Source organism: Flavobacterium sp. LC2016-12 (assembly GCF_015351595.1).
GTDB lineage: Bacteria > Bacteroidota > Bacteroidia > Flavobacteriales > Flavobacteriaceae > Flavobacterium.
In genome coordinates, this window is the sequence record NZ_JADKPT010000006.1 from 63,672 (window position 1) to 81,704 (window position 18,033).

Sequence of the window (18,033 nt, forward strand, 5' to 3'; positions counted from 1 at the left end):
CAAATATATTTATAGAAAGGCTTCACGAATCGTGAAGCCTTTTTTTGAATCTTAACGTGCCCTGTTATTCTCAGTCTGCTCAATTTCTGATTTCTTATAATTTGTTTTCTTCGAATTTCCAAAACTATAGGTTGCCATAAGTCTAAAGTAGTTTGTTGTATAGGTTCTATGATAATATATCTGAGTTTGCCCAACATTATAATCTCCGGAAACCATAAAGTCATGAAAAATATCATTTGCGGTAAAATTCAATTTTAAGGCATCTTTAAAAAAGTTTCTTTCGATTCCTACTGTTATTGTTGAACGGCTGTTATCACTTCCCAAACCATAACTTCTGTCTCCCAAATACCAGGCAAGCACCTGCAGCTTAAAAAGATTCGGAATCGCAAATGTATTATTCGAGTACAAATAAATCTGAGGTTTCACCGGACCCAATTCAAACTCATAAAAATCATCTACGAATTTGGTCAAATTCATGCTTACTGTATTAGTAGAATTCCACCATTTTACATTAAAAGATCTTGAAAGTGAAGTGAAAAACACATGTCCTTTATCAAGATTTAACGATCGTAAAATATAACTGTTTGGAGTATCTCCCCGCAAAGCAGCTCCAGAAATAGGGTCAATTTTATACGTGTAACCTATTTTAAAATCAAACTTTTTATACATTGTGCCAATTTCAAATGCATGAATTTTTTCCGGAAGCAAATCAGGATTTCCTTCGATGGTCGTAAATGGATCCTGATAAATAACATACGGATTTAGGGCTTGGTATCTTGGCCTTGTAATTCTTGAGACGTACGAAAAATGAGCTTTCCAATCTTCAGAAAAATTCATGTTTAAAAGTACGTTGGGAAAAAGATTTCCATAGCTTTTCTCAAATTTTTGAACCCCATTTGCATTCGTATACAAATTATATTTGGTCCACTCACCTCTTGCTCCTATAGAAAAATCAAACTTGCCGCCAATTGAACTTCCGTAATTTAAATAGGCCGCACCAATACGCTCCTGATATTTAAAATCGCTAGATAGTTCGTCATCAAACTCAAAGTTCATATCAGCTGCATCTGCAATCAAAAAGTCTGTAGCAGATTTTATGGTCGCATAACTATACTTACCTCCCGTTTCTAATCTGCTGTCTTCTTTAATTTTTTTAGAATAATCTACCTGCGTGGCTAGTATATTTATAGTATTACCAACATTGTTCTTGAGATACTTTTGTGTAATGTCGTCATTTACCAAGCCCTTTTCATCAATAAAATCTTTTATAGTTCCGTTATAATTAGAATATAGAGATCCAATAAATAAGGATGACCCTTTTTTATCCGTTATTGCATTGTAATTCAAATTCACAAACTGATTCAGCAAAACGTCATTTTTATCAATATCAGTAACATAAAAGCTATTCCCTGTACTACTTTCTATTGAATTTCGACTTTCAACAACTCCGCCCAAATCTTCAATATTACCACTATAGGCAAGCGAGATGTAATTCTTTTCATAAAAAGTGTATTGTACTCCAAATCCAAAATTAGAATAATTATTAAACTGACGCTTCCAATCTGTGGTCAATTCTGATTTCATAAACTCTTCGGGATTTGGCCGGGTTCTGGTCGTGTGTAAGAGTTCTCTCCCCTTTCCTAATTGCAAGCCATAATTGGTTATAAAAGAAATTTTTCCTTTCGTGTAATTAAAGTCAAGTAGTGTATTGGTACTTGTTCCTGCAAATTCAGAAACAGTTACTTGCTGAGTAGCCGTTCCCATAATTCCATTTTCAATATTTTTTTTGGTAATAATATTAATTACCGCTTTCCCTTCGGCATCATACTTTGCTGAAGGATTTGGAATTACTTCAATTTTCGAAATTTGCGAAACCGGGATTGCAGCAAACCTTTCGTAGTTAATCAATATTCCGTTAAGGTAAATGATCGCTTCTCCTTTTCCGAGGACACTAATTTGCCCTTCAGCAATAGTTACATTTGGAACCCTGCTTAATAATTCATTTACAGAACTACTTGTAGAAAGCAATGTATTGGCCACATTCACTTCTATTGTTCCGTTTGAAGAATACTTTACTAATGCTGTCTGTCTTTTAATGACGACCTCATTTAACTCATTATTCTTGACAACAATCTTTTCTGAAGTAGCTTTTGCCGCCTGTGCATTTGCGCCTGTCGAATATAAAAACAGACCGTAAATAGAGAAGAAAACTGAAACTTGGAATTTCATAAATTTTAGCGATTATAAATTTGACTTTTATGAGGCAAAAGTCAATTGAAAATCGCTAAATCAAGTCCCCGAAAGAGAAATCAGGAGTACGGATTTATAAATCGATACTCTGTTTAATAGTTATAATACCTGCAATTGGTAGTTTAAAGGTGTTTTTCCAGTATGTTTTTTAAAAGCAGCAAAAAAAGCCGACTTAGAATTAAAACCCACATCATAACCTACAGCTTCTAAAGTAAATTTATCACTTGCTTTTATAATTTCGCAGGCTTCGTTTATTCTGAACTCGTTGATAAAACTCGTGAAATTCTTCCCCAGATTATTATTTAAAAACTGAGAGAGTTGGTGACTTGAAATGTTTACTTCCTTAGCCAAATCCTGTAAAGTTAAATTAGAGTTTTTAAACAATTCTTTCTCAATCATTACATTTTCCAATTTTTGGGATAAAATTGCAACTCCTGCCGAATCTATTTTCTTTCCAGAATACTTCTGATTATTCAAAAGAAACAAATCATCCGTCTTTTTTCGGTATAACAGAATCGAAATAATTAAATACAAAATAAAAGAAAAAACTACTGCTCCACTTATATAAGTTGCTCCGGGAGCCCCCATTATGGAGAGAAAATAAAAAAGAAATAATAAAAAATTCCCTAGAAAAAGCATTCCAAACCACGTTTCTGCGGGCGTTGTTTTGTGTTTTCTGCTTATTATTTTTACCAATATATCTTTGATTGCAAGACTAGAACGGACAATGTAAACAAACCATTGAAAATAAATAATTCGTATAAAATAACCGCGCCAAAGTTTTGGATAATGTTCATATGGAAATATGACACCTACAGTAATAATAAGAATTGCCCAGAATAAAAGTGTGAGTTTCCAGGATTTTGGCATTATATTGATTTCTTCAATTGCCGATTTAAGAAAATAATACAAACAAGGACCAATAAAAAAACAAGCCGTAAGTCCAAATTGCAAATACATTTTTGGCAAAGCCGAATCAAAATACACAAATACAGATTTCCCGATTCGTATGCTTAAGGCAAATAAAAGTGCTCCCAGAAAATAATTGGTCAGGTATTTTTTTCTGGTAAAGAAGAAAAAATAAACGCCTAAAATAATTCCGTTGAAAACTCCCAAAGCACTAAAAAAGAATAAAAGCTCCTTACCTGTATCCATGATTTAAGTTTATTTTATCACAACAAAGCTAAAAAAAAAGTACGGCTATTGGAGTTTTTTATTCGCTTTCAAATCTTTAATTATCTTTTTCAGATCTTTTATTCGTTCTTCGTATTGCTCAATTACAGTACCCGATATTTGAATGGTACCATCTGAAGACGCGGCTTCTTTTGGATTCCTCTCTATTTTTAATAATTCTTCCGGAGCTATATCAAAAATTTTGCAGATCTTAAAAATATGGTTTACCCACGAACTACTTTCCCCACTTTCCATTCGGGCGTAAGCCGATTGGGATATATGGAGATAGTCTGCCGCTTCTTCTTGTGACATGCCTTTATTTTTTCTCAGTATTTTTAGTTTATTCCCTATCAGAATATTCATAATCACATTGTTTTCCACTTAAAACAACAGAGGACACTTTTATAAATATATACTCACAAAAAACAACATTAATATCAAATAAAAAATAAACCAATTAGAATATTTACCCGATAATCGCATAATACAAGCACTTACAAAACTGTAATTTAGCCTTACAGAACACTTTAAAAGTTAAACCATGAGTTTTAATAACGAACATGAAAATCAAGACAAATGGCAAAACGATCCGGACAACTGGATCTGGGGAATTTTTTATTATAACCCTGAAGATAGCCGACTTTTTCCTCCGAAGAGAATCAAACAATTAGGATGGACGATTAATTTTGCCAATCCAAATTCTGTCTTTTTAATCATCGTAATAATTGCCATCGCTTTTATTTTTTCATAAATGTCATATAAGTAAGCCACTGTCATTCCTGAAAACATGAAATTACATCTTTTAAAATATAGTGTTGCGATTCTTTTCTGCATCTACTTGGCTTACTTTTTTTTCCACTCCAATAACGATTGTAATAATATTAAAATGATAATTTCAATTACCTTGGTAGTTTCTTTTTCTATTCTAATGATTAATGGAATAAGAAATACAAGATAATCTTTGATTAGAGTTTTTAATTTTTACAAATAGCATTCCCTGTGAAAGAGCTAAACTGTACAGCCAAAATTTCCCAATTATAAATACTACTTTTGGCTTTTTAGAGTTAAAGTATTTATGTTGAAAAAATTACTGTTTTTAACGGTTATCCTCTGGTTTTCTGGACTTCATGCCCAGGAAACAGAATCAGCGTATAAAACCAAAAAAGTAATTGTAACCCGGGATACTATTCATCTCGAAGAATTCAGCATTAATTCCAGTTTTTTTCAGCTTTTAAATACCAAAAACGAACCTATTGATTCGACCTCTTATAAAATTGATTTCCAAAAAGGAACGCTACTTTTAAACGAAAAATTCTCATCAACTTCAGATACTTTAATTGTCAATTACCTAAAATATCCTGATTTCTTAACCAAAGAATATGGTCTTTACAAGGAAAGCCAAGTGGTCAGCAATGATGTTGGAATGGAGAAATTGTATAAAATAGAAAATCCAAACGCGAAAAAAGTCACCCCGTTTGATGGCTTGAACACCTCCGGAAGTATTACGCGTGGCGTCACTGTTGGTAACAATCAGAATACCGTTTTAAACTCCAATCTTGATCTTCAGATTACCGGAAAAATATCAGACAAAGTCAGTTTAAGAGCCTCACTTCAGGATAGCAATATTCCGCTGCAGGATGGTGGATATTCTCAAAAGCTGGATCAGTTCGATAATATTTTCATGGAACTTTTTAGCGATGACTGGAACATCCGTGCAGGAGATGTATTTTTAGAAAACAGAAAAACACAATTTTTAAGTTTCAATAAAAAGGTTCAGGGGCTTTCAACCAGTTTTAACTTTGGGAATGACGAAAATAAAACCAATGTCTTTGCATCAGTTGCTTTTGTAAAAGGTCAATATGCTAAAAGTACTTTTACCGGACAGGAAGGCAATCAGGGACCTTATAAACTAAAAGGACAAAATGGCGAATTGTATGTTTTGGTTATTTCCGGTTCAGAGCGGGTTTATGTCAATGGTGTTTTGCTTAAACGTGGCGAAAACAATGATTATGTGATTGATTATAATGCCGGAGAAATTGTGTTTACCTCTCTTTTTACGATTACTTCTGAAATGAGAATTAATATTGAATATCAATATTCAGAACGAAATTATAATCGATTGGTCACTTATGCCGGAGCCACACATGAAAACAAAAACTGGAGTTTTGGAGGTTATTTATATTCTGAAAATGATTTAAAAAATCAGCCTTTACAACAGAATCTTTCACCAGAACAGGTACAAATTTTGAGTCGGGCCGGAGATGATCCGACACTCATGACAGCACCATCTGCCTACGTTGACAAATATGCAGACAACAAAATTCTGTACAGAAAAACATTTGTCAATTCAGTTGAAATTTATGAATATTCAAGCGATCCTAATGAAGTTCTGTATAATGTAAAATTTAGTCTTGTCGGAAATAATCTCGGGAATTACATCATTCAAAACAGTAATACAGTCGAACGAATTTTCGAATATATTGCTCCGGTAAACGGTATTCCACAAGGAAATTATGAACCTATTGTACAATTAGTCTCTCCTATAAAAATTCAGGTTGCCACTTTTTTAGGAAAATACAATCCTGACGAAAAAACCAATGTTGATTTTGAAATTGCCATGAGCAACAACGATAAAAATTTATTTTCTGGTATTGACGATGCCAATAACGATGGAATCGCGCTTAAAACTAATATCAAAAAACGACTTTTTACCCGAAGCTGGACTTTAGACGGATTTGCGAATTATCAATTTGTACAAGAAGATTTTAGATCTGTGGAGCGTTTGTATAACATTGAATTTAATCGTGACTGGAATTTGAATACTACTCTATTTGGCAATCAAAGTCTTTTGGTAACTGGTTTGAATTTTAATCTGTTTGCTAAAAAAGAAACTTCAAACATTGGTTTATTTACTTATCAATTTGAAAAATTAGATTATACCGAAAGTTATTCGGGAGCGCGACATACCACAACCGCCTTTTTTAAATTGAATAAATGGACGATTGAAAATCAAGGCAGTTTTTTGAATTCTGATGCCACAACTTCGACTTCAAAATTCATTAGAAATCAGGCCAGAACTAAATATCATTTTGGAAAAAACTGGATTGGAGGAAGTTTTCAAATTGAAGACAATCAGGAAAAAGATAAAATTAACAATCAGTTTTCGGCGCTGAGCCAAAGATTTTCAGAATATGGTGCCTTTATCGGTCGTGGAGACAGTACGAAAGTTTTTGTAGAGTTAGGTTTTCTGCAACGCCGCAATGATAGTTTGCAAAATGGATTATTGCAACATGTCAACAACTCGCAAACCTATTTTTTAAAATCAAAACTGATACAGAATAAAAAAACAGATTTAGCTGTTTATGCGAGTTACAGAACTTTAGATTTTACAGATGCTACGAGAAAAAATGAACCTTCTTTAAATTCCAGGATTCTGTACAATGATCGTTTTTTTAATCAGTTGATACAACTCGGAACTGCTTACGAAACGAGTTCCGGAACTATTGCACAACAGGAATTCACTTATGTTGAAGTCCCAACTGGTCAGGGCGTTTATACCTGGAACGATTATAACGGCAATGGAATCCAGGAACTGGAAGAATTTGAAATTGCCCAATTCTCAGATCAGGCCAGATTTATCAGGATCTTTTTACCGAATCAGGTTTATATCAAAACCAATCAAAATAAATTTTCACAATCTGTTGCTTTAAATCCGTTGCAATGGCAAAATGAAAAAGGATTCAAAAAATTGGCCTCCTATTTTTACAATCAGACTTCCTTTATAATGGATCGAAAAGTAAAAAGTGAGGGCGAGCGTTTAGAACTAAATCCGTTTGCTTCTTCTGAAGAAAATATCTTAGGATTAAATTCGAGTTTCAGAAACAGTTTATTTTACAATCGGGGAAAACAGAAACATTCGGTTACGTATTCTTATCTTGTAAATAAAGGAAAAAATCTGCTTTCGGTTGGTTCTCAAACAGTCAAAAACAGCTCACATCAATTACAATACACACATTTGTATCAAAAAAGCTGGTTGTTTAATTTCTTTACCAAAACCATTAAAACCGATTTGGTTTCGGAAGATTTTATCGAAAAAAACTATGATTTAAAAGGGTATCAGGTGGCACCAAAAATCAGTTATTTGTTTTCAAAAAACACCAGTTTAGATTTCTTTTATGAATTTCAGAATAAGGAAAATCAAATTGGAAATTTAGAAACTTTGCGCCAAAACCGACTCGGAACTTCATTTTCTTATGCAGGTGAAAAGAAAGTAACGGTAAACGGAGAGTTTTCTTTCTATGAAAACAAATTTGACGGAAATGAATTTTCATCCGTAGGTTTTCAAATGCTGGAAGGACTTCAGGCCGGACAAAATTTAGTATGGAAGTTGCTTTTGCAAAAAAACATCACACAGTTTTTAGATGTGAATTTAAATTACCAAGGGCGTAAAAGCGAGACCGGCGCAACAGTTCACACAGGAAACGTCCAACTTCGTGCTTATTTTTAATGCTTTACGAAAAAGCTACAAATAAATTGATTAATTTTAATTGAAATTTAAACTCTTAACCTCATGAAAAAATTATTTTTATTATGTTTTCTAGTTGTTTTGTCTGGTAATTTTTACGCGCAGGAAACTGCCACAACAACCAAAGCCAAGAGTGAAGCAACGGCTAAAAAGAAAAAAGCTGATGCCGATAAAGCGGCAGCCGATGCAAAAAAAGAATCAACAAAAGCAAAAAAATCGGCAGATGACGCAACTGCAGCAGCATCAAAAGCTAAAAAAGAATCAGCAACCTCCACTAAAAAGACAGCAGATAAAGAAGCCGCAAAAGCAAAAAAATCTGCAGATGCTGCAACTGTAGCGGCATCAAAAGCGAAAAAAGAATCAGCAAGCGCAACTAAAAAATCAGCAGATAAAGAAGCCACAAAAGCAAAAAGCAGTGCTGATAAAGCTACAAAAAGTGCAGCCACTGCCGATGCAGCATCAAAAGCCGCTAAAAAAGACGCAACTGCAACAAAAAAAAATGCTTCAAAAACAGCTAGCAAAACTTTAAAAGAAACTAACGAAAAAGCGCCATCAGTTCCGGACAAAGTAACGGGAGAGTACAATGGTAAAAAAGTATATACAGGCCCAAGAGGCGGAAAATACTATATTAATAAAAACGGAAATAAAACGTATATTCAGGATTAGAGAAAGGTACTAAGGCGCTGAGATACTAAGGTCCTAAGGTTCTGAGATTGTAAGATACAATACTGGAAAGCCGAACATAAGTTCGGCTTTTTTGTTTGTTAAGCAAAAAAAACTTAGAACCTCAGAACCTTAAATAAAATATACAGTTAATAATTTAGTAATGTGTGCGAAATAGCATAAAAAACATATTTCTTTATCTTCGTTTTTAAAAAGCGTTAAACTATGAGCATTGACTACTCTGCGAACAAAACAATTTTAGTTGCTCCGTTAAACTGGGGATTAGGACATGCCACGAGATGTATCCCGATTATAAAAGCGCTTCAGGAAAATAATTTTATTCCGATTATAGCTTCTGATGGAGTTGCGCTTGCGTTACTTCGAAAAGAATTTCCTTACATACAAACTTTAGAATTACCATCTTATCATATTGAATATGCTAAAAATGGTAAAAATTTTAAATGGAAACTGATAAAGAACCTTCCAAAAATGATTACAGCCATTTTGGACGAAAAAAAAATAGTGAATTCGTGGATTAAAAAACACGGAATTGACGGCATTATTTCAGACAATCGTTTGGGTGTTTTTAGCCGAAGAATTCCATCTGTTTTTATGACGCATCAATTGAATGTGATGACTGGAAACACGACTTGGTTTACAAGTAAATGTCATCAGCATATTATTAAAAAATACACCGAATGCTGGGTTCCTGACACCAATGAGGGTGCCAATCTTACGGGCGAATTGGGACATTTGAAAACCAATCACCTGAACTTAAAATATATTGGGCCGTTAAGCAGAATGCGTCAAAAGGAAACGCCGAAATTGTATGATTTAATGGTTATTTTGTCCGGGCCGGAACCTCAACGTACTTATCTGGATGAGAAACTGCAAAAGGAAATTGTAAACTTTAATGGCAAAGTTGTTTTTGTACAGGGAATTGTGGAGAAAACACAAAACAAATGGCAAGCCGGAAACGTTACCTATTACAATTTTATGAACTCAAAACAACTGGAACAAACTTTTAATGAGAGTGAATTTGTTCTATGCCGCTCTGGTTATACAACAGTAATGGATTTGGCAAAATTGGGTAAAAAAGCTTTTTTTATCCCGACTCCAGGACAATACGAACAAGAATATCTGGCGATAAAACTTCAGGAAGAGAATTTGGTACCGTATGCAATGCAAGACGACTTTACCATTGAAGATCTTTCAAAAGTAAAGTCGTTTAAAGGTTTGTCTCAATTTAAAAATGATATTGATTGGGACAAGTTATTTTCTGTTTTCGAAGACTAGCTTAGAAATTAAACTGCGCTTGTAAACGCAATAAATTTCCTTCTTGTCTGTTAATAGGGCGCGCACTGTCTTCAAAAGTCCTGTCGGCGATAACATATTCTGCAGTTAATTCAAATGCTTTGATTGGTTGCCATTCGATACCAAATTGATAATCTCTCACGACGTAACTTCTGGCATCTTTTTCATATTTTTTACCTCCATCATAATATTGAAATTGGGCATAGGGATAAATATGCTGTTTTTTGATATCCCATTTATAATTCAGTAAAACATATCCTCCATTCAAACTAGATACATCAACTGTTTTTGTAACAGTATTATATCGGGGGCCTTTACCAATATTATATTCGGTTTGGATTCCGAAAGGTTTAGGATACAAAACAAAAGTTGCACCTACTCTTTCATCCTTTACGTATTTTGGATTATTGACAGTAACGCCTGTAGAAATTTCGTCTGTAAAAGCCCACTTTCCATCATAAGCCTGAATACCGGGCTCAATAATCTGGCTGCCAATTACAAAAGGATAAGATACTCTGGCTACTACATTCAAATCTCTGTTGGCATCAATTTTATTAGCAATTTGTCCATTATAAACTCCAAAGGCAAATACACCAAAATCGCCTGAACCTTTATAACCATCTTTTACTAGCATTTCAAAACGCTTACGGATTTCGGCTGGCGCCCAATAAAAAATAATTCCTAAATCACGTTCATTTGCTATTGAACTGTTTATTCCATCAGCACGATCTAAAGTTAAACGTTGCGAACTAGACTGCATGTTTATGAATCCATACGGAATTTTACTTTGCCCTACTCGAACACGGTATTCCCTTTTCTTATCAAAAGAAAGATCAAAATATAAATCACGAATTTGAACGAAATTTTGAATTCCAGTTACTGGTGAGCTGGCAAAATCAGGTTGAAAATAGAAAAACACATTTGGATGAACCTGTCCCGAAAATACTAAACGAGCACGACGAATAAAAAGTCCGTTGTTTGCTTTTGCGTCTGGAGCGGTTGAAGTTGTTCCCCAAGATCTGTCGCATTGGTCGCAAGCAACTTTATCGTTTGTCGAAAACAAACCATTGTAACGAATTTGAGCATAACCTCTTAATGATATTTTATCATACCAATGCTCTTCGATACCACCTCCAGATTTAGTTTCAGGAAGTTTTGCTTTATTAATTGAATCAAGAAGTCGAACTACTTCTTTTTTCACATCTTCTTTACTCAGCTCCTGTGCATTTGAAACACAAGTAAATAGCAACAAGATTGCTAAAAATTTTATCTTCATTATTTCTTTTTTCTTTGACACTAAATTTCGAGTGCAAAGATGTAACCTCCTATGTTAAGAAATCATTAACAGGATGTTACCATTATAAGAATATTTGTTTCGGAATAGTTAGGGAATTATTATTGAGATCTATATGCCTTATTCTACGCGACTTTATGTTAATTGAACTTACAATTATTTAACCTCACTTTTTATTGCTTTATTAGCTTTTTCTAGTGTAAATGAGAATTCTGAGCCAATTCCGAACTCACTTTCTACATAAACTTTTTCTTTATGCGCTTCAATAATATGTTTTACAATTGCTAAACCTAAACCAGAACCACCTTCAGAGCGGGTTCCGCTTTTGTCTACTCTGTAAAAACGCTCAAAAAGTCTTGGAATATTTTGTTTTTCAACACCTTCACCATTATCACTAATACGAATTAGGACTTTTTTCTTAGTTAAATTTACAACACCAACTTCGGTCAGACCACCATCTTTTCCGTATTTAATAGAATTTACAATTAAGTTTTCCAGAACTTGCTGAATTCTGTCCTGATCTCCACGAATAATAACTGATTTGACATTTCGACTTTCGAAAGCCAGTTTGATTTTCTTTTTATCAGCTTTCATTTCTAATAAATCAAAAACATTCTGAATCAATTCTACAATATCAAAATCAGTCATATTCAAATCCAGATCGCCAGATTCAAGTTTGGTAATCATATCTAAATCTTCCACTATATAGATAAGACGCTCTACTCCTTTTTCGGCACGTTTTAAATATTTTTTTCGGATGTTTTTATCATCCATTGCTCCATCCAATAAGGTAGAAACATAACCCTGAACAGTAAACAAAGGCGTTTTAAGTTCGTGCGAAACATTTCCTAAAAACTCTCTTCGGTATTGTTCACGAATTTCGAGCATTTCGATTTCCAGCTTTTTATCGGTAGCAAACTTTTTCACTTCTCGTGAAAGCGTCTCCATATCCGTAGTAATCGGTTGATTAATCAATGTGGTTGATTCTAATAAGGAAACCTCATCATAGATTTTTTTCACTCTTCTATAAATGAAACGCTCTACACGATATTGAAGAACCAAAAAAGAGAAAATATAAATGGATATAATAAAAATTATTCCAAAAGCAATCTGATGATTCAATTGACCTTTATAAAATAATGACATTAACATCAGTACAAATCCAGTTGCAAAAAGGCTTATGTATAATGCCGATTTTACAGCAAACTTGTATGTTTTTTTAAAATTAATTTTCATTGATATTATTTAACCATTAAGAGATTAAGAAAAAATAAGCTTAACTCAAAAACCATATAAGAAATTGAAGATCATATAAATGTAATGAACTTCAATTTCTTATATGGTTTAAATTTATTGAATGTTTTTAAAACAATTTGAATCCGTTTAAATCTTAACCAAAATTCCAGTGTTGTACTAAAACCTTAGCGACTTAGTACCTTAGAACCTTAGTGCCTTTAAAAAAACTAAACTTCAAATTTGTACCCTACTCCTTTTATTGTTTTAAAAAGATCTTCTCCAATCTTTTCACGTAGTTTTCTGATGTGAACATCGATTGTTCTTCCTCCTACAACTACCTCATTACCCCAAACTTTATCAAGGATTTCATCTCTTTTAAAAACTTTTCCTGGTTTTGAAGCTAATAAGTAGAACAATTCGAATTCTTTTCTTGGCAACGCAATTTCGACATTACCTTTAATGATCTTATATTCTTCACGGTTAATCTCGATGCCGCCAACGTTTAAGGTATCGCTAACTACTTCTTGTTCTTTTAACCTTCTTAACAAAGCCTTTACTTTGCTTACCAATAATTTTGGTTTTATTGGTTTGGTAATATAATCATCTGCACCTGCATCAAAGCCAGCAACTTGAGAATAATCTTCACTTCTTGCTGTTAAAAATGTTATGATAACATTATTTAATTCAGGAATTTTTCTGATGTGTTCGCAGGCTTCCATTCCATCCATTTCAGCCATCATCACATCCATAATAATTAAGTCCGGCAATTCTTTTTGAGCTTTTGCAATGGCGTCTTTTCCATTTGAAGCTGTTACAATTTGGTAGCCTTCCTGAGCAAGGTTATAGCCTACAATTTCCAGGATATCCGGTTCATCGTCAACTAATAAGATCTTGGTTTGTGTTTTTTTCATAAAATAGCAAAAATTGAGTTTTTTTCATCAAATTCTATTCTTCTAAATCCGATGATTTGTAATTGCGATGGTAAATATAACAATAAATCAACGGTTAAAAATTCGTGTTAACGGTAATTTAATTTGGTAACAATTTGATAATCTTCAAGGAACAAAAACATAACAAGTAGCTAACATGAACTTTACAGTACGGTCATTTCTTTGCACAAAAATAAATTAAACACAACACTGAAATGAAATTCAATTTAAAATTTCTATTATTCACATTATTTATCTGTACGATTTCAATCGCACAAAACAAAGGTACAATTTCTGGCTTATTAACAGACAAAGAATCTAACAATCAGCCTTTACCATTTGCAAATGTCCTTCTTAAAGGAACCAACATTAGCGCTAACACTGACATTGACGGAAAATATTCGTTAAACGTAAATCCTGGAACTTATACTATTATTTTTAGCTTCGTAGGATATGAATCTGTAGAAAAACCTGTAACGGTTAAAGCTAATGAAACTGTTACGTTGGATCAGGTTCTTTCTTCAGGAGGTTATACTCTTAAAGATGTTGTAGTAAAATCTACTTCTAACAGAGAAAAAGAAACTGCCTTATTACTAGACCAAAAAAATGCTGTTGTTATCAAACAAAGTATTGGTGCACAAGAAATGTCCAGAAAAGGTGTAAGTGATGTTGAAGAAGGTTTGACTAAAATTACCGGAATCACTAAAGTAGGATCAAGAGGTTTATTTGTACGTGGTCTTGAAGACAGATACAACAACTTATTAATTAATGATCTTGCTGCTCCAACAAACAATCCATTTTTAAAAATCATTCCACTTGATTTATTCTCAACAGATATTGTAGGTGTAATCGAAGTTTACAAAACATTTAGCCCAAATATTTATGGTGATTTTGCAGGAGGAACATTCAACATCCAAACTTCAAAAAACACAAAAAGCATCACAAAAATTAATATTGGAACAAGTTATATTGTAAACAGTAACTTAAAAACCTTTTCTCTTTCTAAAGATGCTGATTCAGCAGAAGGTTTTTTCGGATTAACTGGTGATAACAGAAAACTACCTTCATTACTAGGTGATACACCATCTGGTCATGTTTTCACTCCTCAGGAATCATTAAACAATTTTCAAAGTGGTTTTGATGTTTCTCCAATAAGAAGCCCATTAAACACAAGTATCGGATTCTTACATTCAGAAAGATTCGATTTAAAAAAAGACAGAAGTTTTTCTTATATATTTTCGCTTAATGCTGAGAACAGCTACGGAATTCAGGAAGGAGTTGACAGAACTTTTGCTTATCAAAGTACCGGAATCAGTTACAAAACTGACTTTATAACTACTGACAATCACTATAAAACTTCGTTAACTGGTTTATTAGGATTAAACTATAATACGAATAGATTCAAATTAGCATACAACAGTCTTTTTATCAGAACAACTGATAACTTAATTAAAGATCAATACGGTGTTGCAAATGCTGAAACTGGAACAGGAACAAACAAAACACTTATCCGTACAAACCAATTAGATCAGTCTGATTATTGGAACAATCAATTGGTAGGTGAATATGCAATAGCAGAAGACAAAAGTCAAACTGTAAAAGCTGGTGTTTCTTATGCTGTAACAAAATATGACCAACCGGACAGAAAAGCATTTTCAGGTGTTAAAACTGATAATGATGGGATTCTTGCTTCTATTGCAGGTAACAACTTTATCAAACAATACTTAGAAATCACAGGAAATTCTTATTTCTCTGGTTTAGCAGAATACAATTTAAAATTCGGAGAAGATAAAGGTCACAGATTAACCGTTGGATACAACGGAAATCTATCAGACATGGAGTCATCTTACCGTTTTATTTCTCCTACTACTGGTCCAAATGTCGATGCTCCGCTTAACAGTATCGATGACCAATTGAACGGTTATATCGCTGGTGGTGCTTTTAACTACAGAGAGACTTCTAACTCTACTTATAAAGCAATACTTAAAGAAGGTGCTAATGCCGGATACGCAAACTTACTTTACAAATTCAATGAAAAACTTGAGGTAAATGGTGGTGTAAGAGTAGAAAGTACAAACAGAGAAACACAATACAGACAACAAGGTTCTTTTGATGAACCATTCACAACGTTGAATTACGACAAAGTATATTTCTTACCGTCTGTAAATGCAAAATACGGTATTACAGAAAAATCAAATATCCGTTTAGCAGGTGGTGTAACTTATACCAAACCAGTAATTATGGAAGCTTATCCTATTGAATATATTAATGCCGATGGAACTTCTATGAAAGGAAATCCATACTTAGTAAATAGTGATAATTACAATGTTGATTTTAAATATGAGCTTTTCCCAACCGCAAAAGAAATGTTTGCAGTAGGTATTTTCGGAAAGCAAATGAAAAATCCTATCGAAAGAACATTAACTGCCAATGCAGCTGGTTCTACAATTATTACTTATTTAAATTCAGATAATGCTGTAATATACGGTGCAGAAATTGAGTTCATTTATGACTTAGGAAGATTTACTGATACTTTTAAAGATTTCTCTTTAGGATTTAATACCTCATTAATGAGTACTAAAGCAGAAGTAAAACCTTTTATTACAAATCCTGACGGAAGTACTTCAGAATCAATCGAAACTCATCAGTCAAGAGACTTGCAAGGAGCTTCAAAATGGTTGATCAATTCAGATTTAAAATACCAATTTAACGTTAACAAAAACTGGAGCAATACACTTTCGTTAGTATATTCAGTATTTGGAAAAAGAATTTATGCAGTAGGAACAAATGGATTAGACCATATTTATGAACTACCTGTAAGTCAATTAGATTTTATCTGGAGCAGCAAATTATCTGACCATATTGATCTAAAGTTTTCAGCAGATAACTTATTAGATCCAGCTCGTCAATTTGAAATTGGAAACAACAGTGAAACACCTGTTATTGGAGATCCATTGACAAGAAGTTACAAAAAAAGCAGAGGATTTTCTTTAAGCTTAGGGTACACATTCTAATGTATTAAAAATCAAACATATAAAGCCCTATTTATTATAGGGCTTTTTTTATACCCGCAATCCAAACCTCTTAACATTCCCTTGACATTAAAGAGATTTTAATATAACGGTATTGTAATATTGAGCTAACACATAAAAAGTATTCCCGTCCTACTTTTGTCAACAAAGAAATAAACTATTAAACAACAATTATGAAAACTAAATTTTTCGCTTTAGCCTTATCTATTGGCTTATTATTTTCATCATGTAGTAGCGACAACGATCCGGCTCCATTTACTGTAGCTCCGTTAACAGGAACTGAAACTATTACTGTAGGAGGAACTACAACTTTTAGCAGTACAACTACAGGTGGTACTTATACAAGTGCTACGCCTGCTGTTGCAACTGTTGTGCCTGCAACTGGAGTTATCACAGGGGTTTCTGTTGGTACTTCTGTTATTACTTATACTGTACAATCTGTTTCTGTTACTAGAACTGTAACTGTGACTGCTGAACCAGTTGCTACTGGAGAAATTACTGGTCCAATTACTGCCAATAAAACTTATGTTTTAGGTAATTATACTATGAAAGGTGTTGTAAAAATTAATTCAGGTGTAACATTAACTTTCGAAGCTGGTTCAACTATTACAGTTGACAAAACTACTGGAGACAATGCTTTAGTTGTATTAAACGGTGGTAAATTAGTAATCAACGGTACAGCTGACAAACCAGTTGTATTTACTGAAAAATCTAAAGTCGCTGGTTCTTGGGGAGGTATCATCATGTACGGAGACGCTCCAATCAACGCTGTTAAAGGTGTAAAAACTTCTACTTCAGAAGACGGAAATGCTTTACCTTACGGTGGAACAAATGCTGCTCACAACGGTGGATCTTTGAAATATGTAAGAGTTGAGTACGCTGGTTCTAAATTAGCTGACGGAACTAAAGAATTAAACGGATTCTCTTTCTACTCTGTAGGATCAGGAACAACTTTAGACCACTTAGTATCTTACAAAGGTGCTGATGACGGATTCGAATTTTACGGAGGAACTGCAAGTTTGACTAATGCAATTTCTTATGACAATACAGATGATTCTTTTGACTGGCAAGATGGATGGCAAGGTCAGGTTAACACTAACTGGTATGCGCACCAAAATGCTAAAGGAAACTTCGGAGTTGAAATCGAATCTTCTAAAAATAACAATGATTACTACCCTAAAGTTACAAACATCACTTTAAAAAGAATGCCTGGTACAACTCCAGAATCAGTTGGAGATGTTCAAGTTGATGCATTTCAATTTAAAAATGAAGGAAATGGTGATTTCAGCAACATTATCATAGATGGTTATGGTGATTATACTGAAGCTAGTAAAGTATATACTGGAGCTGCTGTAAAAATACAAGATGCTTCAACAAATACTAACCAGGTAACTGGTGGTAAAATTAAAATCACTAAAGTTAAAATCACTAATACTTCTAAAAATATCTTAGGTGTAGTAGTAGATCCTTGGGATGGTGTTGTTACATTCCCAGCTGCAAATTTTGTAATCGACGCTACTGCAACAGGAGCATCGCTTACAGCTGGAGCTTGGGCTACAGTTGATGGTGTTGATTTGACTAAATAATTAGTTGATATATAAAATGTTAAAAACATCC

At 33.5% G+C, this 18,033-nt stretch carries 12 protein-coding genes; 6 read left to right on the plus strand and 6 right to left on the minus strand.

The genetic code is table 11. The annotated features are described in order from the left end of the window. Nucleotides 1–51: 51 nt before the first annotated feature. The 3 genes from IRZ99_RS11520 to IRZ99_RS11530 form a co-directional block, all read right to left on the minus strand. Nucleotides 52–2,229: an outer membrane beta-barrel family protein gene (locus IRZ99_RS11520; protein WP_194657404.1), complete on the minus strand. Its 2,178-nt coding sequence runs from the start codon at nt 2,227–2,229 to the stop codon at nt 52–54. Nucleotides 2,230–2,349: 120 nt separating this feature from the next. Continuing rightward, nucleotides 2,350–3,405, minus strand: a complete 1,056-nt coding sequence (locus IRZ99_RS11525) for an AraC family transcriptional regulator (RefSeq protein ID WP_194657405.1) — start codon at nt 3,403–3,405, stop codon at nt 2,350–2,352. A 45-nt stretch (nt 3,406–3,450) separates the two neighbouring features. Continuing rightward, the gene (locus IRZ99_RS11530) at nt 3,451–3,786 is read right to left on the minus strand and encodes a helix-turn-helix transcriptional regulator (RefSeq protein WP_194657406.1); all 336 of its coding nucleotides are present in this window, start codon (nt 3,784–3,786) and stop codon (nt 3,451–3,453) included. Nucleotides 3,787–3,964: 178 nt separating this feature from the next. Here IRZ99_RS11530 and IRZ99_RS11535 point away from each other — a divergent pair, with 178 nt between their 5' ends. The 4 genes from IRZ99_RS11535 (at nt 3,965) to IRZ99_RS11550 (ending at nt 9,907) form a co-directional block, all read left to right on the plus strand. Further along, nucleotides 3,965–4,174: a DUF5808 domain-containing protein gene (locus IRZ99_RS11535; protein WP_194657407.1), complete on the plus strand. Its 210-nt coding sequence runs from the start codon at nt 3,965–3,967 to the stop codon at nt 4,172–4,174. A 324-nt stretch (nt 4,175–4,498) separates the two neighbouring features. Beyond that, a complete protein-coding gene (locus IRZ99_RS11540) occupies nt 4,499–7,930 on the plus strand; it encodes a hypothetical protein (protein ID WP_194657408.1) in 3,432 nt (1,143 codons plus the stop codon). A 63-nt stretch (nt 7,931–7,993) separates the two neighbouring features. Then, nucleotides 7,994–8,614, plus strand: coding sequence for a hypothetical protein (locus IRZ99_RS11545; protein WP_194657409.1), 621 nt, complete (start codon nt 7,994–7,996; stop codon nt 8,612–8,614). 222 nt (nt 8,615–8,836) lie between these two features. After that, nucleotides 8,837–9,907 carry a glycosyltransferase gene (locus tag IRZ99_RS11550; RefSeq protein WP_194657410.1) on the plus strand — a complete coding sequence of 357 codons (1,071 nt, stop codon included), beginning with the start codon at nt 8,837–8,839 and terminating at the stop codon, nt 9,905–9,907. Between the two features lies 1 nt (nt 9,908). Here the strand turns inward: IRZ99_RS11550 and IRZ99_RS11555 are convergent, their stop codons facing one another. The 3 genes from IRZ99_RS11555 to IRZ99_RS11565 all read right to left on the minus strand — a co-directional run bounded on the left by IRZ99_RS11555 (nt 9,909) and on the right by IRZ99_RS11565 (nt 13,366). Continuing rightward, a complete protein-coding gene (locus tag IRZ99_RS11555) occupies nt 9,909–11,204 on the minus strand; it encodes a porin (protein WP_194657590.1) in 1,296 nt (431 codons plus the stop codon). Between the two features lie 171 nt (nt 11,205–11,375). Next, nucleotides 11,376–12,455, minus strand: a complete 1,080-nt coding sequence (locus IRZ99_RS11560) for a cell wall metabolism sensor histidine kinase WalK (RefSeq protein ID WP_194657411.1) — start codon at nt 12,453–12,455, stop codon at nt 11,376–11,378. Nucleotides 12,456–12,682: 227 nt separating this feature from the next. Continuing rightward, on the minus strand, nt 12,683–13,366 hold the full coding sequence (locus IRZ99_RS11565) for a response regulator transcription factor (protein ID WP_026983516.1): 684 nt from the start codon (nt 13,364–13,366) through the stop codon (nt 12,683–12,685). A gap of 233 nt (nt 13,367–13,599) precedes the next feature. Between IRZ99_RS11565 and IRZ99_RS11570 the strand changes: the two genes are divergently transcribed. Then, the gene (locus IRZ99_RS11570; protein ID WP_194657412.1) at nt 13,600–16,398 is read left to right on the plus strand and encodes a TonB-dependent receptor; all 2,799 of its coding nucleotides are present in this window, start codon (nt 13,600–13,602) and stop codon (nt 16,396–16,398) included. 191 nt (nt 16,399–16,589) lie between these two features. Then, nucleotides 16,590–18,002: a hypothetical protein gene (locus IRZ99_RS11575; RefSeq protein ID WP_228519078.1), complete on the plus strand. Its 1,413-nt coding sequence runs from the start codon at nt 16,590–16,592 to the stop codon at nt 18,000–18,002. Nucleotides 18,003–18,033 lie beyond the last annotated feature (31 nt).